A 22,217-nucleotide genomic window follows, 5' to 3' on the forward strand; every position below is an offset into this window, starting at 1 on the left:
GGACTGGTCGTTATTCGTCGGCTGGTATTTGTGAGAGGATGTTTCTTAACCCTCGCCAATCGGCTTCGATTTGCGGAGTCAACGTTCGATTGTAAAAGATCGCAGCGGGATGATACATCGGCACGATCAAATATTCTTTTTCCGACCAGTTATAGCCATCTTTTGTTGGATTGCTTTCTTGTATTTTGGAACGGATCACTTCGCCATGGTGATCTTTGATATAATAGGCGTTGCCTAATAATCGCTGCAGTCCGATATTGCCAACAGTTGCAATGACAGGCGGATCTACAACGGACAACTCGTAGTCAAGCAGCGGTGCGTGTAGCAAGACTTCTTTTTTGGTAGGTGTCCGATTGGGATGGACGATCTCATGGGCACCGCTGCGCTTGTTGATCCGTTCTTTGACGGAGTATGGGCGGCTGCGAACAGCGCTGGTGATGTAGACATCCTCACGGGTCAAACCGGCTAAAGCCAACGATTTCATCAATTCTTTTCCTGCTTGTCCGCTAAAAGGAATAAAATTCTCGATTTCGGTTCGTCCAGGGGCTTCCCCGACGATCATCAATTTGGGCTGCAGCGGTCCTTGACCGGGAACAAATCCTTCCAACGGATAACTGCGGGACGCCTGTTGAACGGCAGTGGCTAATTCTTTGGGGTATTGCATGAAAACTCCTCCAATTCTGTTTCACTTGTGCTCTTTCTTCTATAGTAATAGAAAATAAAAAATGCACAAAAGGAAATGACTAGTAGCAAAAGAATTCTGTCTTTTCCTTAATTAGTGATTGACTTTAGGAAAACATTTTGATAAAGTTAATCTGTTGTAATTGTGGACTCCACAGCTACAACCGCACAGAACAAGTAGTAAGTACGAAAGTCACTTGGGATGGCGAGTCTAAGTATATTATAAGGAGGTGCTGTAGAGCATGTACGCAATTATCAAAACTGGTGGGAAACAAGTAAAAGTTGAAGTGGGTCAAGCAATCTACGTTGAAAAATTAGACGCTGAAGCTGGACAAAAGGTTACTTTTGATGAAGTTATCTTAGTAGGTGGCGAATCAACAAAAGTTGGTGCCCCAATCGTTGCAGGAGCAACTGTTGAAGGGACTGTTGAAAAACACGGCAAACAAAAGAAAGTCGTAACTTTCAAATACAAACCTAAAAAACATTCACACCGTAAACAAGGTCACCGTCAACCTTACACAAAAGTTGTTATTGACGCGATCAACGCTTAATTCTTACGAAAAGCAGGGTAACGAATATGATCAAAGGGACATTCAAACGAAATGACTCTGGTCGGATTGTTTCTTTTGAACTAGCTGGACACGCACAAGCAGGAGAATACGGCAAAGACATCGTCTGTGCTGCAGCATCCGCTTTAGCGATCAGTGCAGTCAATGGGATCGATGCTTTGGCTGGCGTTGCGCCAAAAGTTGAAGCAGATAACGAAAATGGTGGGTACTTATTAGTCACACTGCCTTCTCGTTTGACCCAAGAGCAGTCGAATATCGCACAAATTCTTTTAGAAAATTTGTTGATCGGCTTGCAATCAGTTCAAGAAGAGTACAACGATTATATCCAAATCAAAACTACTAAAGAAAACTAGGAGGTGCATCTCATGTTGATGAAAATGAATTTGCAATTCTTCGCTCACAAAAAAGGTGGGGGTTCTACTTCTAACGGACGTGACTCTCAATCAAAACGTTTAGGTGCGAAACGTGCTGACGGTCAAACCGTTTCAGGCGGATCAATCCTTTATCGCCAACGCGGTACTAAAATTTACCCAGGGGTAAACGTAGGTATCGGTGGAGATGATACATTGTTTGCAAAAGTTGACGGCGTTGTTCGTTTCGAACGTAAAGGCCGCGACAAAAAACAAGTATCTGTTTATCCAGTAGCGCAAGAAGCATAAGAAAATGACATCCAGATTACGTAAAAGTAACCTGGGTGTTTTTTTATACACCAATGAAAACGTTTTAACGAAATAGTTATTTGTAATGGCTTAGATAAGGAGAGAAGCAATGATTCAATTAAAAGAAATCACGAAGGAAAACTATCGTGCGTGCATGAATTTGAAGACAACGAAGGAGCAAGAAGGCTTTGTTGCGCCCAATTGGTACTCAATGTTAGAGGCGATCTATGAGGAACCTCGTCAGGCATTTGCCCTATACAATGGTGAGGAAATGGTCGGCTTTATCCTATTTAGTTTTTACGAGGCGGATGAGGATTATCCAAAAGCTTCGTGGTGGATCGAGCGGTTTATGATCGCAGAAAAATTCCAAAATCAAGGGTTAGGCACTCAGGCGTTTCTTGCTGGGTTAGATTGGTTCAAAACCCATATCCAAGCGCGAGAATTAAGGATCTCCGCTGTGGATGGCAACGAGATCGCAACGAAGCTTTACGAACGCAATGGCTTTGTTTTGACGGGTGAAATGATTGAGAACGAGCATGTACTCTTGTTGCAGCTGCCAACGGATCAAGGGTAAATGACTCTTTTTACAGTAAGAGAATGAGGTCAAAAGCAGAGGTTCTTAAGGGAATCCTCTGCTTTTTTTGTATTGTTTCGTAAAAAAAAGTGTGCGGTCATCTTCTGGTTAGACGTTTCAAGAAAATTTGTGCACTCGGGGTAAGAATGACGAGTATGTCCATGCTTTGTTGTTCACAAAGTTCCTTTTGCTGTTAACAGAATCTTTACACGTTGACAACACAAACCTTATATTCATTTGATACTCTGAGGAAGTAGAACAAATGGAAAGAAACTTTCGAAAAACGTTGATTATTGAGAATGTGCTCACGAATGATTTCGGTCAAAACACGAACATTATCAAAAAAGAAAACGTTCGTAATTCGAAAAAGATTGTTTTTAATTCGGTCGTTTTTTATAATCAAAAAGGAAAGTTCGGAATTCCATGAGTTCGATTTTTTATATGAAAAGGAGAAAAAGTGATGAAAGTTTGGAAGAAAACGGCAATGTTTGGTTTAGGTTTGGTGGCAGCAGTTACGCTGGCGGCATGTGGCTCAGGTGGAGCAAGTACTGACTCGGCGGCTGAGGAAGCAGGATATGTACCAGAAAAGTTGACCGTTCAATTTGTCCCATCACAAGCAGCAGAAACATTAGAAGCAAAAGCAAAACCACTTGAGCAATTGTTAAGTGATGAATTGGGGATTCCAGTTACAGTGAGTGTTTCCACTGACTACAATACAATCGTCGAAGCAATGGCTTCGAAACAAGTAGATGTCGGCTTTTTACCGCCGAATGCCTATGTTTTAGCAAATGAGCAAAGCAATGTAAAGGTGTTATTGCAAGCACAGCGTTATGGCATCAAGCAGCCTGGTGGCGAATCAACGGATGAATTGGTTGATAGCTATCGTTCAATGATCGTCGTAAAAAGCGGCAGCGACATCAAAGAGTTGGAAGATTTAAAAGGCAAAACGATTGCCACACAAGATGTTACTTCTTCTGCCGGTTATGTTTGGCCAGTAGCAGAAATGAAAAAAGCAGGCATCGATATCAATACGGATGTGACGACTGTTCAAGTCAAAGGCCATGACCAAGCGGTCTTATCAGTCTTGAATGGCGACGTTGATGCGGCGTTCGTTTTTGAAGATGCCCGTAACACGGTCAAAAATGATTACCCAGAAATCATGGATGAGGTAGAACCAATGTACTTTACCGAACCGATTCCGAACGATACGATCAGTGTTCGCAGCGATATGAGTGAAGAATGGGACAAAAAAATCCAAGATGCCTTTATCGCGATCGGAAAAGATGAAGAAGGAAAACAAATCATCTCTGATATTTACTCTCATGAAGGATACGTTGTTTCACAAGACAGCAATTTCGACATCGTAAGAGAGTATGCGGAACAAGTCGGACAATAATTAATAGATGAATAGATCGGGAGGGTACCGGTAGTTGAGGTACCCTTTTCGAATGGACAGCAATTTTTACCTAATGGAAAGAAAGTAGGAGAATCATGGCTCTAGAGAACGAAACGATTATTTCATTTCAGAATGTGACCAAGCAATACCCAAATGGGGTGTTGGGGTTGAAGGACTTGAACATCGATATCAAAAAAGGGGAATTTGTCATCGTAGTGGGCTTATCCGGTGCAGGTAAATCGACGATGCTGCGCTCCATCAATCGACTGCACGAGATCACAAGCGGCGAGATTTTAATCGATAACAAGTCGATCACAAAAGCAAAAGGAAGAGAGCTGCGCTTGATTCGTCGAGACATTGGCATGATTTTCCAAAGCTTCAATTTGGTGAAACGTTCGAGTGTCTTGCGAAACGTCTTAACGGGGCGGGTGGCTTATCATCCCACGATCAAAATGCTGCTGGGTCTGTTTCCGCAAGCGGACAAAGAGTTGGCGTATCAATCACTGCAGCGGGTCAATTTAGCAGAAAAAGTCTATACCCGAGCCGATGAATTGTCTGGCGGTCAGCAGCAGCGGGTTTCGATTGCCCGGGCGTTGACGCAAGAGCCGAAGATTATTTTAGCGGATGAACCAGTTGCTTCATTGGATCCGTTAACCACTGAAAAAGTCATGAATGACTTAAAACGGATCAATCAAGATCTGGGGATCACCATCGTTGTCAATTTACATTCTGTCCAATTGGCAAGAGAATATGGCACGCGGATCATCGGCTTGCGAGACGGAGGCTTGGTTTTTGATGGCCCTGTCAGTGAAGCGACCGATCAACGATTGAAACAGATTTATGGCAGCGAGATCATGGAAGAGCAGGAAGGGGCGGGACAATGACGACAAATACGTTGCCGAAACGCAGCGGACTATGGAAAAATGTTCTTTGGCTCGTCATTTTTTTAGTGGTATTGTTCGTTAGCGGCTCTATTTCAGGTGTTGATTTGGCACGGTTCTTTAGCAATAGCAGTCAAATGAATGTCATCTTACAAAAGATGGCTCATCCTGATTGGGCATATGCCAAAATCATTGTTGAGCCGATTTTGCAAACGATCCAAATGGCGATCATCGGCACAACCTTTGGTGCACTGGCGGCCTTTCCGTTTTCACTTTTAGCAGCACGAAATATCATGACCAATCATTGGATCAGTGGTTGTTTCCGTTTTGTTTTGAATATCATTCGCACGGTACCTGATTTGATGCTGGCGGCTTTATTTGTTGCCATTGTCGGAATTGGTCCCGTTGCAGGGGTGATCTCCATCTCTGTGTTTTCTTTTGGGATGATCACCAAATTGTTTTATGAATCGATTGAAACGATTGATGAAGGGCCGATCGAAGCGATCACGGCTTCTGGAGGATCGAAGTTTGATATCATCCGCTATGCAGTCGTACCGCAAGTCATGAGTCATTTTCTTAGTTACTTGCTTTATGCCTTTGAGATCAATGTGCGGGCATCGACGATTCTTGGGTATATCGGCGCAGGCGGAATCGGTGTTTTCTTACAACGATCTTTAAGCCAATTTCGCTATGACCAGACGTCGATCATCGTCTTAGTGATTTTTGCAGTTGTTTTGGTGATTGATACCATTAGTAATAGATTAAGGGAGCGATTATTATGATGTTGCCAGCAGAACCGAAAAAGAAAAAAATACGGAATTGGCTGATCGCTGTAGTCGTTATCCTCCTTTATATCTGGGCTTTTGCTGGCGTGCCTTTTGCTGGTGTTAAAGAAAATGTCGGTCAAATTGTCGGCTCGATCTTTTATGGCCTGATCCATCCTGATTGGGGCTATGTTTATACCGGTGATGGCGAAGATTTGATCAGTCTGATGATCGAAACCGTCGCGATTGCCTTTGTTGGGACCTTTTTGTCATCGATTTTAAGTATTCCTTTTGCTTTTTGGGCGGCGCGCAGCAAAAACAGCCCTCGCTGGTTATCGGGGTTTGGGAAAATCGTGCTGACGGCGATTCGAACGTTTCCAGAAATCGTCTTAGCCATCATGTTTATCAAAACGGTAGGTCCTGGCTCCTTTGCTGGTGTCTTGGCGGTCAGTGTCCATTCCATTGGGATGCTGGCAAAGCTTTACAGCGAAGCGATCGAAAACATGGACCATGGTCCCTCGGAATCCGTCATTAGTGCGGGAGGAAGCCGCTGGGATGTATTAGGCTTTGCGACATTGCCGCAACTGATCCCAGAATTTCTTTCTTTTACCTTGTATCGATTTGAACTGGCTGTCCGTTCAGCTTCGATCTTAGGGATCGTAGGGGCAGGTGGGATCGGTACACCGATGATCTTTGCCATCAATGCGCGTTCATGGAGCCGTGTAGGGATCATTTTATTAGGGATCGTGGTGACGGTCACGATCATTGATTTTATTTCTGGGCGTTTGCGTAAACGATTGGTTTAATAAAATGAAATGAGTACTCGAAAAAACACAGTCTGATTAGGCTGTGTTTTTTTTGTAGGGGGATAGGCGGAGGTCGTTTAAGACAGGTTTCGTGAAACTTGTTATACTGGATTCATAGAAAATGAACCCAAACAAGGAGGCTGTTTTATGAAAGCATTATTGATCGTCAATCCAAGCTCTGGTGGGGAACAGGCCCAAGAATATGAGCAGCTGGCAGAAGAAAAGTTGCGGGAAGCTTTTTCAGAAGTCGTGGTCAAACATACCGAAACAGAAGGAGATGCCACACGTTTTGCCTCTGAAGCGGTAGCAGAATTTGATAGTGTCTTCGCAATGGGCGGTGATGGTACCGTCAATGAAGCGGTCAATGGCTTAGCTCCTCATGACAAACGACCAAATTTCGGTTTCTTCCCGCTGGGAACAGTAAATGATTTAGCCAGAGCATTAGCGATTCCACTAGATCCTAAGGAAGCCATCGAATCATTTGCAGTGGATCACACCCGCAAAATCGATATTGGTCAGGTCAATCAAGCCTATTTTACCAATGTGGTGGCGATCGGTATGATTCCAGCAGCGATCAACAACGTAGAGGTCGAAGAAAAAACGAAGCTAGGAAAAATGGCCTATTTTGTTTCTGGTCTACGGGAAGTGCGGAAAAATGAAAGTCATCCGTTTGAAGTGACCGCCGAAAATAATGGCGAAAAAACGACGATCGCTGTGGAAAGCAGTACGATGATCGTTGGGTCATCCAATACGATCGGCGGTTTCGAATCTCTTTTGCCTAAAGCGAGTACCGATGACGGCAAATTGCATCTGATCTACTTGAAGGATACGAATCTTTGGGAGACCGTCAAAAGTGTCCCAGAGCTTCTCAAAGGGGTGACAGAATCAAATGATGTTCTTGGCTATCAAACCCTTGATAAAGCTGCGATTCGTTTGACGGATGGGGCAACGATCGAAACGAATGTCGATGGTGATCCAGGACCTGAATTGCCAATCACAGTAGCGGTACTGCCACAACAGCTTACCGTGTATTGCGGAGCTGAAAAAGCCCGCTAAATCATTTATAACTAGGAAACGATCCGTCAAAAGCGGATTGTTTTTTTTGTTCAGAAAGAGTATACTGGGAAAAAATTTACTGAAAGAAGGGATTCTATGACGATACGTTCTGCCACGATTGCAGATGCCCAAGCCTTGACAGCAATCTATGCTTATTATGTAGAAAATACACCGATTACCTTTGAAACGGAGGTGCCATCGGTTCAAGAATTCGCGGAACGCATCGCCAAGACCTTGAAACGCTACCCGTATCTCGTTGCAGAAGAGGCTGGTGAAATCGTCGGTTATGCCTATGCGTCAGCTTATAAAGAACGGGCTGCGTACGATTGGACCGTTGAAGTAACCGTTTATTTAGCACCGGATGCCAAAGCAAAAGGGCTCGGCACCGCTCTTTATCAAGCGCTTGAAGAAAAATTAAAAGCGCAAAACGTAGTCAATCTGACTGCATGCATTACAGGAGGCAATCAACAAAGCGAGGCTTTTCATGAGAAGCTTGGGTATCGGAAAGTTGCTGATTTTGCGCAGGTCGGCTATAAGTTCAATCAATGGCACGATGTGATTTGGATGCAAAAAGAACTGCAATGGTTTCCTGAGAAGGTACCAGCGTTCATTCCCAATGAAAAAGCCTAACGCATCCTGACTTTTGAATATCTTTTTTTGGCAAAATGCTTTATGCTGAGAGTAGCATGTGATAGGACGTTCTATTGCTCTTTCGAACAAAGTATTTTGCTTTTTCTGTGCGGAAAAAAAGTTGCTTTTTTATAGAAAAATGAGTAAAGTATTCAAGTGGAAAAAACAAGGAGGCGAAGCTGTTGGGCAAGCGAATCGAACGGATTTATCAATATATCGTCGAAAATACGATGAGCGGCTTAGGGGAAAAGAAAGGGTTGTCTACTTCAGAAGTTGCCGATCATTTAGCCATTCAGCGCAGTAATGCCAGTAAAGATTTAAATAAGCTTGTCAAAGAAGGGCGCGTCGAAAAAAGCGACTCGCGGCCTGTTCGCTACTGGGCGGCAGGGGTCGATCCCAGCAGTAGGGAAAAGTATGTGCCAAGCTACAAAGAAAGTCGCCCGCAAAGAGAAAAAGCCTTCCCTCAACGGGTACAAGGAAAACCCTCTGACCGAGATATTTTTGCGACGATCATCGGTGCCAACGGAAGTATGAAAAATGCCGTTGAGCAGGCGAAAGCAGCGATCTTGTATCCGCCAAAAGGGCTAAACTGCTTGATCACAGGGCCTACTGGTTCTGGGAAAACCTACTTTGCCCATGCAATGTTCCAGTTTGCCAAAAGCAATCAAGTAATTGCCGATGACAAAGAATTGATCGTCTTTAACTGTGCCGACTATGCAAATAACCCAGAGCTTTTGATGAGCCATTTGTTTGGTTATGTACGGGGGGCATTTACGGGTGCCGATCAAGAGAAGATCGGTATTATTGATCAAGCGGATGAGAGTATGTTGTTTCTCGATGAGATCCATCGATTACCGCCAGAAGGGCAAGAAATGATTTTTTACTTTATGGACCATGGAACCTTTAGCCGTCTGGGAGAGACGGGCAAAAATCATCAAGCGAATGTCCGAATCGTTGGAGCGACTACCGAAGACCCCAACTCAACGCTATTAGATACCTTTACCCGACGCATTCCTATCAATATTCAACTGCCCTTCTTTGAGAAACGACCCGCATCAGAAAAAGTCGATCTCGTTCGGGTGTTAGTCGGGCAAGAGGCGTCCCGTATTCAGCGGACGATCACCTTGACAGAAGATGTAGTCAAAGCGTTGATCGGCAGTGTCAGTTTTGGGAATATCGGTCAATTGAAATCCAATGTCCAGCTCGTCTGTGCACGGGGCTTTTTGAATCATATGCAACAAGATGAGATTGAGATCGATTTGATCGATTTGCCAGAAGGGATTCGTTCTGGATTGATCGTTTTGGGGAATCGCCGCAATGAGCTGGCGGAGCTTTCTAAAATCCTTGAACCGAAGATCAGCATTCAACCGAATCAAAACTTAAACAATATTCAATCAGATTCCTATGAATTGCCTTACAATCTCTACGACATCATCGGGGATAAAGCAGCCTTATTAAAAGCAGATGGTTTGGATCAAGAAGCAATCAATCATTTTATTTCAACCGATATCAATGTTCATTTGAAATCTTTTTATAAAGATCACGGCTTCTCTTTTAATTCTGTTAATAAACTAAGTGAATTTGTCGATCAGAAAGTGATCAGTGTAACAAATCAAATTTATGAGATGGTTCGGAAACGGTTAAATTACGATTTCCAGCAAAACTTTATTTACGCGATGAGTTTGCATATCAGTTCTTTTTTGAAAAAGATCCATCTGGGAGAAGAACGGCAAACCAACGACAACATTCGTCAAATGGTGGCGGATTACCCCCAAGAGTTCGAAGTTGCCAAAGAAGTCCGCGACTTCATCGGCGACAGCTTTCACGTGGCGATTCCTGAAAGTGAATCCTATTACTTGGCAGTTCTATTGGTTTCACTGCGTACGACACATTCCTCTGGGAAAATTGGTGTCGTTGTGGCAGCTCACGGCAACAGTACGGCTAGTAGTATGGTACAAGTAGTCAAGCAGCTGTTGGAAGTCGATCAAGTGACAGCGGTGGACATGCCATTAGATATGCCACCGGCTGTGGCGTTGAAAAAAATCGTGGATAGTGTACGAGCAGTCAATGACGGCAGTGGGGTGATCCTCTTAGTTGATATGGGGTCCTTAGCGACCTTTAATAATGAAATCCAGCGAGAAACGGGTGTGGCTGTTCGAACAGTCGATATGGTGACTACCTCCATCGTCCTTGAGACGGTCCGTAAAGCATCAGTGATCGGCACGGACCTCGATCAGCTCTATGATTCATTACGGAAGTTCCGCGGATACGGAGCGGTCACTGTGGAAGAACCAGTGACACAAAACCACCACCCTAAAGCGATTCTAGCGGTCTGCGCTTCGGGAAAAGGGACAGCGCAGCGCATCAAAGAATTGATCCAAAGCTCATTGTCGAAACGCCAAAATCAAAATGTTGACGTAGTGACCTTATCGGTGGCGGATCTGAGAACGGACTTGGATCAGATTCAACAGCGCTACCGGCTGATTGCCGCAACGGGGATCATTGATCCGCATATCGATGCACCGTTTATTTCATTAGAACGTTTTATCGACCAAGATGTTGATCTTTTGTTGGATGATATCTTATTGGAAAACGATTTGAGTTTTGAAGATGAAGTGCAGCTAGATGATCGGCAGGCAAAGGAAATCTGTGTTCGGTATTTAGAGGAAAACTTTACCTATATCAATGCGAAAAAAGTGGTAGAGCCGTTGTGGAAATTTGGCGAAGAGATCATTCACGATTTGGATTTGGTAGGGGCGCAGCAAGGCTTTCAGATCAATTTTGTGATGCATGGCGCAGGTATGCTGGAGCGGATCTTATTGCGTCAACCATTGACTGTTTCCGAAATTGATTTAGCAGCGATGGAGGAGAATCCTCTTTACGGCCAATTGCATGTGCATGTCCAATCATTTTCGCGCTTGATGAATATCGAAGTGCCGAAGACAGAAGAGTATTACCTGCTGGAGCTGATCAAAAACCATCACGAAAAAGAAATGTATTTTTAAATCCTGCAAATAATACAGATACACTAAAAAAGATACAGTATTTTTTAGTGTATCTTTTTTAGTGTATTATCCGAATGCTGATTCTTAAGGTTTTTTCAAGAATAGTGTATCGGAAAAACTTGGCACGCTTCTTGCTTCTATATAAGTGGATACAGGAGGTGATTGAAAAAAGAACAGATCCTCAATATGAAAAGCGGATCGATGGATGTAGGAGGCTTGCACAATGGGAATGGATATACGTCTTGCCCGAATCGACGATCGGTTGATTCATGGTCAGGTCGCCACAGCTTGGTCGAAAATGACTGGTATCAATCGAATCATCGTGGTCAGTGATGAGGTCGCAAATGATCAATTACGGAAGTTTCTCTTGAAAGAAGCTGCTCCACCAGGAATCAAATCCAATGTGGTGACAGTAGCAAAAATGCTTGAGGTGGCGCATAACACATTATTTAATTCGCAAAAAGTCATGTTATTATTTACCAACCCTCAAGATGTCGTGACTCTGGTCAAAGGAGGCATTGACATTCGTTCCGTCAATATCGGCGGCATGAGCTTTTCAATGGGAAAACGGATGATCACTAATTTCGTGTCAGTCAATGATCAAGATCTTGCTTCGCTGCTTTATTTGCAAAATCAAGGCATAGAAGTAGAGATACGCAAAGTTCCAGCTGATCGTAAAATCTTTTTGAAGGATATTTTGGAAAAAGAAGGTAGTCACCCTTAATTTTTTCGATGTTGTTTTTTCTTTCGTATTCGTGTCACATTTTTCAATTTTGATATAGGAGGTAAAAAGATGGTAGGAATTATCCTAGCAAGTCATGGAGAATTTGCTAACGGCATTTTGCAATCTGGTTCAATGATCTTCGGCGAACAAGAAAATGTTAAAGCTGTTACATTGATGCCAAGTGAAGGTCCAGATGACATCAAGGCAAAAATGCAAGAAGCAATTGCTACATTTGACGATCAAGAAGAAGTATTATTCTTAGTTGATCTTTGGGGTGGTACTCCTTTCAACCAAGCAAACAGCTTGTTTGAAGATCACAAAGACAAATGGGCAATCGTTGCTGGTATGAATTTACCAATGGTGATCGAAGCCTATGCTTCACGTTTTTCAATGAACACTGCGCATGAAATCGCTGCGCACATCGTTGAAACAGCTAAAGAAGGGGTTAAGGTCAAACCAGAAGAGCTTGAACCAGAAGAAGCGACAGCACCAAAAGCTGTGCAAGACGATCAACCTAAAGGATCACTTCCTCCGGGAACTGTTCTAGGCGATGGCAAAATCAAAATCGTGCTTGCGCGTGTGGATTCTCGTTTGCTACATGGTCAAGTCGCTACAGCTTGGACAAAATCAGTTAATCCATCTCGGATCATCGTTGTTTCTGATGCAGTTGCAAAAGATGATTTGCGTAAAAAACTGATCGAACAAGCAGCTCCTCCAGGAGTAAAAGCGAACGTCATTCCAGTGGACAAAATGATCGAAGTTTCTAAAGACCCTCGTTTCGGGAATACGAAAGCTTTACTATTATTTGAAAACCCACAAGATGTGTTGCGTGCAGTTGAAGGTGGCGTTGACATCACTGAGGTGAACGTTGGTTCAATGGCTCACTCTGTTGGGAAAGTTGTTGTAAGTAAAGTATTGTCGATGGGTACGGACGATGTGAAGACATTTGAAGATCTAAAAGGACGCGGCATCAAATTTGATGTACGTAAAGTGCCAAATGACTCTCGAGACAACATGGACGAAATCTTACGCAAAGCCAAAAATGAATTGGCGAATAAATAGAAACGTATTCAACTAAATAGGAGGTCTATCATGACTATTATATCTATGGTATTAGTAGTACTCGTTGCCTTTTTAGCTGGTATGGAAGGAATCTTGGATGAATTCCAATTCCATCAACCGCTAGTCGCGTGTACTTTGATCGGTTTAGTGACCGGTAATTTGGAAGCATGTATCATTTTGGGCGGATCATTACAAATGATCGCACTTGGATGGGCAAATATCGGTGCCGCTGTTGCACCTGATGCTGCATTGGCGTCTGTTGCATCTGCAATTATTTTAGTTTTAGGTGGACAAGGAACTGCTGGTGTTGATACAGCGATTGCCGTTGCGATCCCTCTAGCTGTTGCTGGTTTGTTCTTGACAATGATCGTTCGTACATTGGCTGTGCCAATCGTTCACTTTATGGATGCTGCTGCTGAAGAAGGCAACATTCGTAAAATCGAAATGTGGCATGTGATCGCTGTATGTATGCAAGGGGTTCGTATTGCGATTCCTGCAGCTGCATTGTTGGCAATTCCTGCTGCAACTGTTCAAAACTTCTTAGAATCAATGCCTGCATGGTTAACTGATGGTATGGCTATCGGTGGTGGTATGGTCGTTGCCGTTGGTTATGCAATGGTTATCAACATGATGGCAACTCGTGAAGTATGGCCATTCTTCATTATCGGTTTCGTTATCGCAGCTATTTCTCAATTGACATTGATCGCTATCGGTGCTTTGGCAGTAGCAATCGCATTGATCTACTTGAACCTAACTAAAATGGGCGGATCATCAAATGGAGGCGGCGGCAGCAACACTGGCGACCCTCTAGGCGATATCTTGAATGACTATTAGAATCGAAGGAGGAGAAAAAAATGGCAGAAAAAATTCAATTAAATAAAAAAGATCGTTTAGCCGTAGCATGGCGCTCTACCTTCATTCAAGGTTCATGGAACTATGAACGTATGCAAAATGGTGGTTGGGCATTCTCAATGATTCCAGCAATCAAAAAATTATACAAAACAAAAGAAGACCGTGCCGCTGCATTGAAGCGTCACTTAGAATTCTTTAACACTCACCCATATATCGCATCGCCAATCTTAGGGGTAACATTAGCCTTAGAAGAAGAACGTGCCAATGGCGCGCCTGTTGATGACGTAGCGATCCAAGGGGTAAAAGTTGGGATGATGGGTCCTTTAGCCGGTGTCGGTGACCCTGTGTTCTGGTTTACTGTACGTCCGATGTTAGGTGCTCTAGGTGCTTCTCTTGCTTTAGCTGGAAACATCTTAGGTCCAATCATCTTCTTCGTTGCATGGAACATCATCCGTTGGGCATTTATGTGGTACACACAAGAATTCGGCTATCGTGCTGGTTCAAAAATCACTGATGACCTTTCAGGCGGATTGTTGCAAGATGTGACAAAAGGTGCTTCAATTTTAGGGATGTTCGTATTAGGGTCACTCGTTCAGCGTTGGGTATCGATCTCATTTGCGCCAGTTGTCTCAAGCGTACCGCTTGATGAAGGTGCTTATGTCGATTGGGCGAACTTGCCTTCAGGCTCTGCTGGTTTGCAACAAGCCTTCCAACAAGTTGCTGAAGGCCGTGCGTTGACTGATACAAAAGTAACAACATTGCAAAACAACTTGGATCAATTGATTCCTGGTCTAGCTGCACTATTGCTTACTTTATTATGTATGTGGTTATTGAAGAAAAAAGTTTCTCCAATCATCATTATTATCGGTCTATTCTTAGTCGGTATCGGTGGACACTTGATCGGATTGTTATAATCTTTTCAATGAAAGGTGCTTGGGGCAACCCAAGTACCTTTTTATTTATTCGCCAAACCTGCTGCAAACACGTATAATAAGATAATAAGACGATATAGAATGGAGTAAGCGCAAATGGTACAATCTCTTAATACAAAAGTGGATTTGACGATCGATGCTACGTCTTTTTTAGGGATCAATGAGTACGGCAAAATCATGATCGGCGATAAAGCCTTTGAGTTTTACAATGACCGTGACAAACGCAAGTTTATTCAGATCCCATGGGAAGATGTCGACTATGTGATCGCTTCGGTCATGTTCAAAGGTCGTTGGATACCACGCTATGCGATCCGCACCAAAAAGAATGGCACGTATACCTTCTCCTCAAAAGAACCAAAAAAAGTCTTGCGAGCGATTCGTGAATACGTCGATCCAGACCATATGGTGCATTCATTAGGCTTTTTTGATGTATTGAAACGAGCCTTCACTCGCAGAAAATAACAAGAGAGCATATATTTTTCCAATTGATTCTCAATATGGTACCCTTTTTATAAGAAAGTTTAGGAGGGGTTAGTATGCACTTTTTATGGACATTGATCGTAGGAGCGGTCATCGGTTCAATCGGTGGTGCCATTGCAGGCGAAAAACGCGGTTGTATTTTTGATATCGTTGCAGGACTTGTAGGCGCATCGATTGGTCAAGGCCTTTTTGGCACTTGGGGACCGCAAGTAGCAGGAATGGCTATCGTGCCTGCGATTATCGGCGCAGTCATTTTCGTGGCAGTCGTATCGTTCTTTTTGGGACGTAAAAGATAATTATCAAAAAAGCAATTCATTGATTGAATTGCTTTTTTTGTGCACGGACGCCATCATTTAGAAGAGAACAACGAAAGATCACACGGCAGTCTTTTTAAAGTACTCTATCGTTTATTCATATTGCTTGATTTTTTAGAAAACTTTTCGCTTGCTTTCCGCTTTTTCTGGAAGTTTGTTATAATACTATCGTATAGAACAAGAAAGTAGGGAACGATACATGTTAAGAGTTGAAAAATTACGTGAAGCAATGAGAAAAGATTCGATTGATGGGTTCTTGATCACCAGCCCATACAATTTGCGTTACTTGACAAACTTTACTGGGACAACTGGTTTAGCAGTCATTACGTTGGACAAAGCTTTTTTTGTAACAGATTTCCGATATACAGAGCAAGCAGCTGCCCAAGCTCAAGGTTTTGAGATCGTAAAAAATAGCGGACCAATTTTTGAAGAAGTTGCAACCATCTGCCAAAAGGAAGAAATCAATGTCTTAGCTTTTGAAGAAAGTTTCGTCAGCTTTGCCGAATACTCCGTCTTAGAAGACTTGATCGAGGAATCATCCCTTGCCCCTGTATCGGGTATGATCGAGGCTTTGCGGGAAGTCAAAGATGAGGAAGAGATCGCATTGATCCAACAAGCCTGCCATATCGCCGATCAAGGATTTGAACATATTTTGAAAATGGTCCGCCCAGGAATGACAGAAATCGAAGTGGCGAATCAGTTAGATTTCTTTATGCGTTCATTAGGTGCCACAAGCGTATCTTTTGAAACGATCGTTGCTAGTGGTCTGCGTTCAGCAATGCCCCATGGGGTTGCCAGTGAAAAAGTGATCGAACAAGGCGATCTGATCACGTTAGACTTTGGCTGTTACTATCAAGGCTATGTGTCTGATATGACTAGAACCTTTGCAGTAGGAGATCCTGGCGATAAATTGAAGGAAATCTATCAAATCGTACTTGAAGCGCAAGAAAAAGTCTTGGCCGCAGCAAAACCTGGAATGACCGGAATTGAACTAGATGCGATCGCTCGGGATCACATTGCTTCCTTTGGATACGGAGATGCCTTTGGTCATTCAACAGGCCATGGGATTGGTTTAGAGATCCACGAAGGACCAAATGTATCCTTCCGCGCTGATAAAGCATTTGTTGTCGGAAACGTCATTACAGATGAACCAGGGATCTATCTTCCAGGAATTGGCGGCGTTCGTATCGAAGATGATCTTTTGATCACCGAAACTGGTAATAAAGTGTTGACACATTCACCGAAAGAATTGATCATTCTCTGATTCATCGACCTTGTTTTTCAGAAAATTCATTGAGAATAGTGGGTTATTATAGATTCTCAGTGCAGAAAATGATAAACTTAGAGCGAGAAGAAACACTGTGCCATGGATGTTATTGATTGAATCAAGCGTTGGTTTGCTTCAAACGGAAAAAACGAGCGATTTTTTTACAAACAATACGGTACAGCTGTTTAGAATGGAGGCAAAAACGTATGAATGAAGATAAAAACCTTGTATTAAATGCAAGTCCTGAATTAGGCGAGATCGTCATCGCGCCAGAAGTGATCGAGATCATTATTGGGATCGCTGCTTCTAAAGTGGAAGGTGTCTATGGGATGCGAGGAACACTGGCAAACAGTGTCACTGAATTATTGGGTCGCGCAGCTCATGGCAAAGGGGTCTACTTAACGATCGATGAAACAGGGATCAAAGTGGACATTTACTGCTATATCACTTATGGGATGTCAGTGCCTAAAGTGGCAATGGAAATCCAAGAACGGGTCAAACAGCAAGTCTTATTTATGACAGATGTGCAACTGGCTGAAGTAAATGTTCATGTTGTGGCAGTCGTGCCAGAAAAAGTAGATTTACCAGACATCGAAGAATTATTTGGAAACGACGAGGAAGAAAATGAGTAAAGAATTATCACGGCATGAAATACGGAAAATGGCGTTACAAGCTTTATTTCCACTAGACTTTAATAAAGATTTAACGAAACAAGATGCCATCATGCATGCCATCGAGTTGGAACACCATGAATTGATCGATGAAGAACAAGAGCATTTTGTGCCTGTTTATTTAGATCAATTAGTGGCAGGTGTCTGTCATTACAAAGAAGCCTTGGATGAAGTCATTCAAAGTCATTTAAAAGCTGGTTGGAAAATCCAGCGTTTATCAAAAATGGACGTGACGATTTTACGAATTGCTTTGTATGAAATGATCTATGTGGATAATGTGCCGAATCGTGTGGCTTTGAATGAAGCGATCGAATTAGCGAAAACCTTTAGTGACGATCAGTCCAGAAAGTTTGTCAACGGTATTTTATCAACAGTCAATCAAGAGCTAGAAACAAAAACCAACCAAGTAAGTGAGTAATTTTCAGCCCTAACACGATCGATCAAAAGAGATCAGCTTTTTTTCGATCGAGTCAGAAACCGAACGATTTATGAGCAACCGCCTTGTTTTGACGGTCCTGCTTGATCGTTCGGTTTTTTTGCACGCACTTTGTCGGTTTACCCTCGTTTTTTCCGAAAAAAGGGAGCCTTAGACGGTGTTTTTCTTTTCAGAAAATGCTATGATAGAAAACATGAAGAAGCATATCGACAAACGATTGGTGCGTTTCTTTTTACAAAATAAGTCCGTATAATCAGGTTGGAGGAGTTGTCAGAATGGGTACATTAATCAATGGAAAAGAATTGGCTGAAAAAATGCAAGCAGCGTTTCTTTCAGAGACAGCAGCACTAAAAGAGCAGGGTGTGACACCGGGATTAGTTGTTTTGCTTGTTGGAGAAGACAAAGCGAGTCAGACTTATGTGAAAAATAAAGAACTAGCTGCGGCGAAAATCGGCATCAATTCCCGTGTTGCCCGCTACCCTGAATCCATTACTGAAGCAGAATTATTAGCAGAAATCGAACAGTTCAATAACGATGATGCCTTTCATGGAATTTTGGTTCAACTTCCTTTGCCAAAACATATCAATGAAGAAAAAGTCCTGTTAGCCATCAAACCAGAAAAAGATGTCGACGGCTTTCATCCAATCAATTTAGGAAAATTATTCGCAGGTGTACCTGACCGAATTCCTTGTACCCCTTATGGCATCATGAAAATGTTTGCTGCGTATGGGATCGAATTGGAAGGGAAAAATGCCTTAGTGATCGGTCGCAGCAACATTGTCGGAAAACCAATGGCACACTTGCTCTTGGGGGCAAATGCCACCGTGACTATTGCTCATTCAAAAACCAAAAATCTGCCCGAGTTGGCAAAACAAGCGGACATTTTAGTCGTGGCGATCGGCCGCGGTCATTTTGTCACAAAAGACTTCGTAAAAGAAGGGGCTGTGGTGATTGATGTTGGGATGAATCGTGATGCCAACGGCAAGTTGATCGGCGATGTGAAATTTGATGAAGTCGAACCGATCGCTAGCTATATCACACCGGTACCTAGAGGTGTAGGTCCAATGACGATCACGATGTTGATGGCCCAAACGATCGAGGCAGCAAAGGAGACAATGAAAAACTAAATGGCGCAAAAATATTTAACGGTAACCGCATTAACAAAATATATCAAGCGTAAGTTTGACGTCGATCCGTATCTAGAACGGGTTTATTTGACGGGGGAGATCTCCAATTTTCGTCGTCGCCCCAATCACCAATACTTTAGTTTGAAGGATGATGGTGCAAAGATTTCGACCGTCATGTTCAAAGGCGCTTTTGACAAGCTGCGCTTTCAACCAGAAGAGGGCATGAAAGTCATGGCGGTTGGGCGTATCACTCTGTATGAGGCAAGCGGAAATTACCAGATGGTGATCGATCATATGGAACCAGACGGTATCGGCGCTCTTTATCAAGCCTATGAACAATTAAAGCAGAAATTGGCAGCAGAAGGTTTATTTTCTGCACCGAAGCAGTCCTTGCCGAAATACCCGAAACGCATCGCAGTTTTGACCAGTCCTAGTGGGGCGGTGATCAGAGATATCATCACGACGACACAGCGGCGTTATCCCATTGCTCAGATCGTTTTGTATCCAACCGTGGTACAAGGCAATAAAGCTGCGGATGATGTGGTGAAAAATATCCAACGAGTCGAAGCCGATGGGACCTTTGATACTATGATCATCGGACGTGGGGGTGGATCGATCGAGGACCTCTGGCCTTTCAATGAAGAACGAGTGGCAAGAGCTATTTTTGATGCAAAAACCCCCATTATTTCTTCAGTGGGGCATGAAACCGATACGACGATTGCCGATTTAGTGGCGGATGTACGGGCGGCAACTCCGACCGCCGCTGCCGAATTAGCGGTGCCAGTGCTGTCGGAGGAGATTTTGCGGATCGAAGAAAGACAAGCCCGATTAGAGCAAGCATTTATGCACCAGATCCAGTACAAACAAGAACGCTATCAGCGAGTGATTGGATCGTATGTTTTTCGACAACCAGAGCGCTTGTATGAGGCACAGTCCATCAAACTCGATCAGTTGCAGCAGCGGATGCAGCAAGGCTTGCAAACCTTGCTTTATGACAAGGATCGCCAGGCACAGCAATTGATTTCACGGTTGGCCCAACAACAACCAAAAGCGCGATTACAAGCCAGCAATCAAGAGGTCAGCTATCTTTCTCAACGCTTAACGAAAGCCATGAAAGATATCTATGCGGCAAAAGAAAATCAATTTGCAAATGCAGTCCAATCCCTTGATTTGTTAAGCCCACTAAAAATCATGGGACGCGGCTACAGCTATACCACGAAAAATGAGCAGGTGATCAAATCGATTGATGCGATCGAGCCAGAAGATCAGCTGACGATCCATTACCAAGATGGCCAAGCACTGGTCGAAGTTATTAGTACAGAAGGAGTTAATCATGGCAAATCCAACATTTGAAGAATCATTACAAGAATTAGAACAAATCGTAACCCGTTTGGAACAAGGCGATGTTCCATTGGAAGAAGCGTTAGATGCTTTTCAAAAAGGCATGGTTTTGAGCAAGCAATGCAAGGACACCTTGAGTAAAGCGGAAAAATCCTTAACAAAAATGATGACTGAATCCAATGAAGAAGTCCCCTTTGAAGAGGAAAGCCAATGAGTGCTTTGAAGGAATTTACGAAAGAACACGCCCCATTGATCGAAGAAGTTATGGAACGTTTTGTCAAAGAACAAACCTCTGATCGACGACTATTTGAAAGCATGCAGTATTCGATCCAAGCTGGCGGCAAACGCATTCGCCCGCTTTTATTGGCAGCAACAGTCGCCGCTTTTCACAAACCCATCAATACCGCGGTGTACCAGTGTGCAGCAGCCCTAGAAATGGTGCATACGTATTCGCTGATCCATGATGATCTGCCAGCAATGGACAACGATGATCTGCGTCGAGGCAAACCCACCAACCATAAGGTTTTTGGTGAAGCTTTAGCGATTTTAGCTGGAGATGGTCTTTTGACGGCTGCGTTTCAATTAGTCGCTATGGCGGAAATCGAAGCCAATCAAAAAGTCTTGCTGCTGCAGCAGTTGAGTAAAGCAGCGGGCACACAAGGGATGGTCGCCGGCCAAGCAGCTGATATTCAAGGGGAGAACCAAGCCCTTCGTCTTGAGGAGCTCGTGTCGATCCATGAACGAAAGACTGGAGAATTGATCCGCTTTGCGGTGATTGCTGGTGGTGTCTTAGCCGACCAGACGGAAGAGGTTCTGCATGAATTGGATCGCTTTGCCCAGCATATTGGGTTAGCCTTTCAAATTCGCGACGATCTGTTAGATGCCACTAGTACGACCGAAGAGCTAGGCAAAGTTGTTCGCCGAGATGACGAGTTGGCGAAAAGTACCTATCCTGCTTTACTTGGCTTAGCAGGCGCGCAGCAAGCCTTGACTGAAGAATTGAGCAAAGCCAAAGAAATTCTGGCACAGTTAAGCCAATACGGTCAATTTACGCAGGATGTTTTATTAGCATTTGTGGAACGATTTGAGATTCGAGGGAACGCATGAAGAAAGAACGAGTAGATGTTTTAGCAGTCCAGCAAGGCCTCTTTGAGACCCGCGAGCAAGCCAAACGAGGAGTGATGGCTGGATTGGTGTACAAAGAAAAAAACAATGAGCGCCTAGATAAGCCTGGAGAAAAAATTGCCGCAGATACACTGTTGCAGATCAAAGGGAAGAAGCTGCCTTATGTTTCTCGTGGTGGTCTCAAGTTAGAAAAAGCACTCAAAGTTTTTGATTTTGACGTAACCGATAAAATCATGTTAGATATCGGCGCTTCCACCGGTGGCTTTACTGATGCGGCGTTGCAAAATGGCGCCAAAAAAAGCTATGCACTGGATGTCGGTTACAATCAGTTAGCATGGAAGCTGCGGCAAGATGAGCGAGTGATCGTAATGGAACGGGTCAACTTCCGTTATGCAAAACCAACAGACTTCCTGGATGGTCTTCCTGAAGCCGCTACGATCGATGTTTCTTTTATTTCACTTAAACTGATCTTACCTCCCCTTTACGATATTTTGGTAGCGGATGGCGAAGTGATGGCGCTGATCAAACCACAATTTGAAGCGGGCAAAGAAGCGGTCGGAAAAAATGGGATCGTTCGTGACCCCAAAACCCATGAACGAGTGTTGGAGGAAGTACTGGCATTCGCTAAGAAAACAAAATTCGATGTATTAAACCTAAGTTTTTCACCAATCACTGGTGGCGAAGGGAATATCGAGTTTATCGTACATTTAAAGAAAAGCCTGCAAGAAGGCACCGCAGCAGGGATCGACATCCCGAAAGTTGTTGCATCAGCACATGAGACCTTTCATCAACCAAAATAAAGAATGGAAGAGAGTGGACATTTTACGGCTCTTTGTCAATAAGGACTGATGAGTTGTGCAAAATC

General features: G+C 43.5%; 26 protein-coding genes and 1 other annotated feature. Of the genes, 25 read left to right on the forward strand and 1 reads right to left on the reverse strand.

Annotated features, from left to right (window positions below):
• Window positions 1-10 precede the first annotated feature (10 nt).
• Window positions 11-664 carry a uracil-DNA glycosylase gene (locus IGJ25_RS07465; protein ID WP_225000760.1) on the reverse strand — a complete coding sequence of 218 codons (654 nt, stop codon included), beginning with the start codon at window positions 662-664 and terminating at the stop codon, window positions 11-13.
• A gap of 169 nt (window positions 665-833) precedes the next feature.
• Window positions 834-904: a sequence feature (ribosomal protein L21 leader region), on the forward strand.
• Between the two features lie 19 nt (window positions 905-923).
• On the opposite strand from IGJ25_RS07465, the gene rplU reads away from it, so the two are divergent.
• The 25 genes from rplU (at window position 924) to IGJ25_RS07590 (ending at window position 22,152) form a co-directional block, all read left to right on the forward strand.
• Complete coding sequence (gene rplU / locus IGJ25_RS07470; RefSeq protein ID WP_225000761.1) at window positions 924-1,232, forward strand: 50S ribosomal protein L21; 309 nt, start codon at window positions 924-926, stop codon at window positions 1,230-1,232.
• A gap of 26 nt (window positions 1,233-1,258) precedes the next feature.
• Window positions 1,259-1,603, forward strand: coding sequence for a ribosomal-processing cysteine protease Prp (locus IGJ25_RS07475; RefSeq protein WP_005225752.1), 345 nt, complete (start codon window positions 1,259-1,261; stop codon window positions 1,601-1,603).
• A gap of 12 nt (window positions 1,604-1,615) precedes the next feature.
• Window positions 1,616-1,909, forward strand: a complete 294-nt coding sequence (gene rpmA, locus IGJ25_RS07480) for a 50S ribosomal protein L27 (RefSeq protein WP_003126181.1) — start codon at window positions 1,616-1,618, stop codon at window positions 1,907-1,909.
• A gap of 109 nt (window positions 1,910-2,018) precedes the next feature.
• Entirely contained in the window at window positions 2,019-2,483 is a 465-nt protein-coding gene (locus tag IGJ25_RS07485; RefSeq protein WP_438779228.1) for a GNAT family N-acetyltransferase, read from the forward strand.
• Window positions 2,484-2,943: 460 nt separating this feature from the next.
• Window positions 2,944-3,879: a phosphate/phosphite/phosphonate ABC transporter substrate-binding protein gene (gene phnD, locus IGJ25_RS07490; protein WP_005235326.1), complete on the forward strand. Its 936-nt coding sequence runs from the start codon at window positions 2,944-2,946 to the stop codon at window positions 3,877-3,879.
• A gap of 95 nt (window positions 3,880-3,974) precedes the next feature.
• The gene (gene phnC / locus IGJ25_RS07495; protein WP_016610305.1) at window positions 3,975-4,763 is read left to right on the forward strand and encodes a phosphonate ABC transporter ATP-binding protein; all 789 of its coding nucleotides are present in this window, start codon (window positions 3,975-3,977) and stop codon (window positions 4,761-4,763) included.
• Complete coding sequence (gene phnE, locus IGJ25_RS07500) at window positions 4,760-5,542, forward strand: phosphonate ABC transporter, permease protein PhnE (RefSeq protein ID WP_005235330.1); 783 nt, start codon at window positions 4,760-4,762, stop codon at window positions 5,540-5,542. Before phnC ends, phnE (IGJ25_RS07500) begins: the two co-directional genes overlap by 4 nt.
• A complete protein-coding gene (gene phnE / locus IGJ25_RS07505; RefSeq protein ID WP_010747988.1) occupies window positions 5,539-6,330 on the forward strand; it encodes a phosphonate ABC transporter, permease protein PhnE in 792 nt (263 codons plus the stop codon). Before phnE (IGJ25_RS07500) ends, phnE (IGJ25_RS07505) begins: the two co-directional genes overlap by 4 nt.
• A 147-nt stretch (window positions 6,331-6,477) precedes the next feature.
• Complete coding sequence (locus IGJ25_RS07510) at window positions 6,478-7,386, forward strand: diacylglycerol/lipid kinase family protein (protein ID WP_438779229.1); 909 nt, start codon at window positions 6,478-6,480, stop codon at window positions 7,384-7,386.
• A gap of 96 nt (window positions 7,387-7,482) precedes the next feature.
• Window positions 7,483-8,016 (forward strand): GNAT family N-acetyltransferase, encoded by a 534-nt coding sequence (locus IGJ25_RS07515; protein WP_005225759.1) that lies wholly within the window; start codon window positions 7,483-7,485, stop codon window positions 8,014-8,016.
• Between the two features lie 230 nt (window positions 8,017-8,246).
• A complete protein-coding gene (locus tag IGJ25_RS07520; RefSeq protein WP_060792504.1) occupies window positions 8,247-11,021 on the forward strand; it encodes a sigma-54-dependent transcriptional regulator in 2,775 nt (924 codons plus the stop codon).
• A 229-nt stretch (window positions 11,022-11,250) separates the two neighbouring features.
• Entirely contained in the window at window positions 11,251-11,745 is a 495-nt protein-coding gene (locus tag IGJ25_RS07525; protein ID WP_225000789.1) for a PTS system mannose/fructose/N-acetylgalactosamine-transporter subunit IIB, read from the forward strand.
• Between the two features lie 69 nt (window positions 11,746-11,814).
• On the forward strand, window positions 11,815-12,807 hold the full coding sequence (locus IGJ25_RS07530; RefSeq protein WP_005225763.1) for a mannose/fructose/sorbose PTS transporter subunit IIA: 993 nt from the start codon (window positions 11,815-11,817) through the stop codon (window positions 12,805-12,807).
• A 30-nt stretch (window positions 12,808-12,837) separates the two neighbouring features.
• Window positions 12,838-13,641, forward strand: coding sequence for a PTS mannose/fructose/sorbose transporter subunit IIC (locus IGJ25_RS07535; RefSeq protein WP_005225764.1), 804 nt, complete (start codon window positions 12,838-12,840; stop codon window positions 13,639-13,641).
• Window positions 13,642-13,661: 20 nt separating this feature from the next.
• Window positions 13,662-14,573 carry a PTS system mannose/fructose/sorbose family transporter subunit IID gene (locus IGJ25_RS07540; protein WP_005225765.1) on the forward strand — a complete coding sequence of 304 codons (912 nt, stop codon included), beginning with the start codon at window positions 13,662-13,664 and terminating at the stop codon, window positions 14,571-14,573.
• Between the two features lie 114 nt (window positions 14,574-14,687).
• Complete coding sequence (locus IGJ25_RS07545; protein ID WP_005225766.1) at window positions 14,688-15,053, forward strand: DUF956 family protein; 366 nt, start codon at window positions 14,688-14,690, stop codon at window positions 15,051-15,053.
• A 74-nt stretch (window positions 15,054-15,127) separates the two neighbouring features.
• Window positions 15,128-15,367 carry a GlsB/YeaQ/YmgE family stress response membrane protein gene (locus IGJ25_RS07550; protein WP_005225767.1) on the forward strand — a complete coding sequence of 80 codons (240 nt, stop codon included), beginning with the start codon at window positions 15,128-15,130 and terminating at the stop codon, window positions 15,365-15,367.
• Between the two features lie 217 nt (window positions 15,368-15,584).
• A complete protein-coding gene (locus IGJ25_RS07555) occupies window positions 15,585-16,649 on the forward strand; it encodes a M24 family metallopeptidase (RefSeq protein WP_005225769.1) in 1,065 nt (354 codons plus the stop codon).
• A 209-nt stretch (window positions 16,650-16,858) separates the two neighbouring features.
• Window positions 16,859-17,284, forward strand: a complete 426-nt coding sequence (locus IGJ25_RS07560; protein WP_005225770.1) for an Asp23/Gls24 family envelope stress response protein — start codon at window positions 16,859-16,861, stop codon at window positions 17,282-17,284.
• On the forward strand, window positions 17,277-17,741 hold the full coding sequence (gene nusB, locus IGJ25_RS07565; RefSeq protein ID WP_081116530.1) for a transcription antitermination factor NusB: 465 nt from the start codon (window positions 17,277-17,279) through the stop codon (window positions 17,739-17,741). The genes IGJ25_RS07560 and nusB overlap by 8 nt, the downstream gene beginning before the upstream one ends.
• 293 nt (window positions 17,742-18,034) lie before the next feature.
• The gene (locus IGJ25_RS07570; protein WP_225000765.1) at window positions 18,035-18,886 is read left to right on the forward strand and encodes a bifunctional methylenetetrahydrofolate dehydrogenase/methenyltetrahydrofolate cyclohydrolase; all 852 of its coding nucleotides are present in this window, start codon (window positions 18,035-18,037) and stop codon (window positions 18,884-18,886) included.
• On the forward strand, window positions 18,887-20,239 hold the full coding sequence (gene xseA / locus IGJ25_RS07575) for an exodeoxyribonuclease VII large subunit (RefSeq protein WP_225000766.1): 1,353 nt from the start codon (window positions 18,887-18,889) through the stop codon (window positions 20,237-20,239).
• Entirely contained in the window at window positions 20,220-20,441 is a 222-nt protein-coding gene (locus IGJ25_RS07580; RefSeq protein ID WP_005225774.1) for an exodeoxyribonuclease VII small subunit, read from the forward strand. Before xseA ends, IGJ25_RS07580 begins: the two co-directional genes overlap by 20 nt.
• Window positions 20,438-21,334: a polyprenyl synthetase family protein gene (locus IGJ25_RS07585; protein ID WP_438779230.1), complete on the forward strand. Its 897-nt coding sequence runs from the start codon at window positions 20,438-20,440 to the stop codon at window positions 21,332-21,334. The genes IGJ25_RS07580 and IGJ25_RS07585 overlap by 4 nt, the downstream gene beginning before the upstream one ends.
• A complete protein-coding gene (locus IGJ25_RS07590; RefSeq protein ID WP_005225776.1) occupies window positions 21,331-22,152 on the forward strand; it encodes a TlyA family RNA methyltransferase in 822 nt (273 codons plus the stop codon). The genes IGJ25_RS07585 and IGJ25_RS07590 overlap by 4 nt, the downstream gene beginning before the upstream one ends.
• Window positions 22,153-22,217: the final 65 nt, after the last annotated feature.

Origin of the sequence: Enterococcus sp. DIV0240d, from assembly GCF_051711245.1 — a bacterium.
Taxonomy (GTDB): Bacteria; Bacillota; Bacilli; order Lactobacillales; family Enterococcaceae; genus Enterococcus_D; species Enterococcus_D casseliflavus.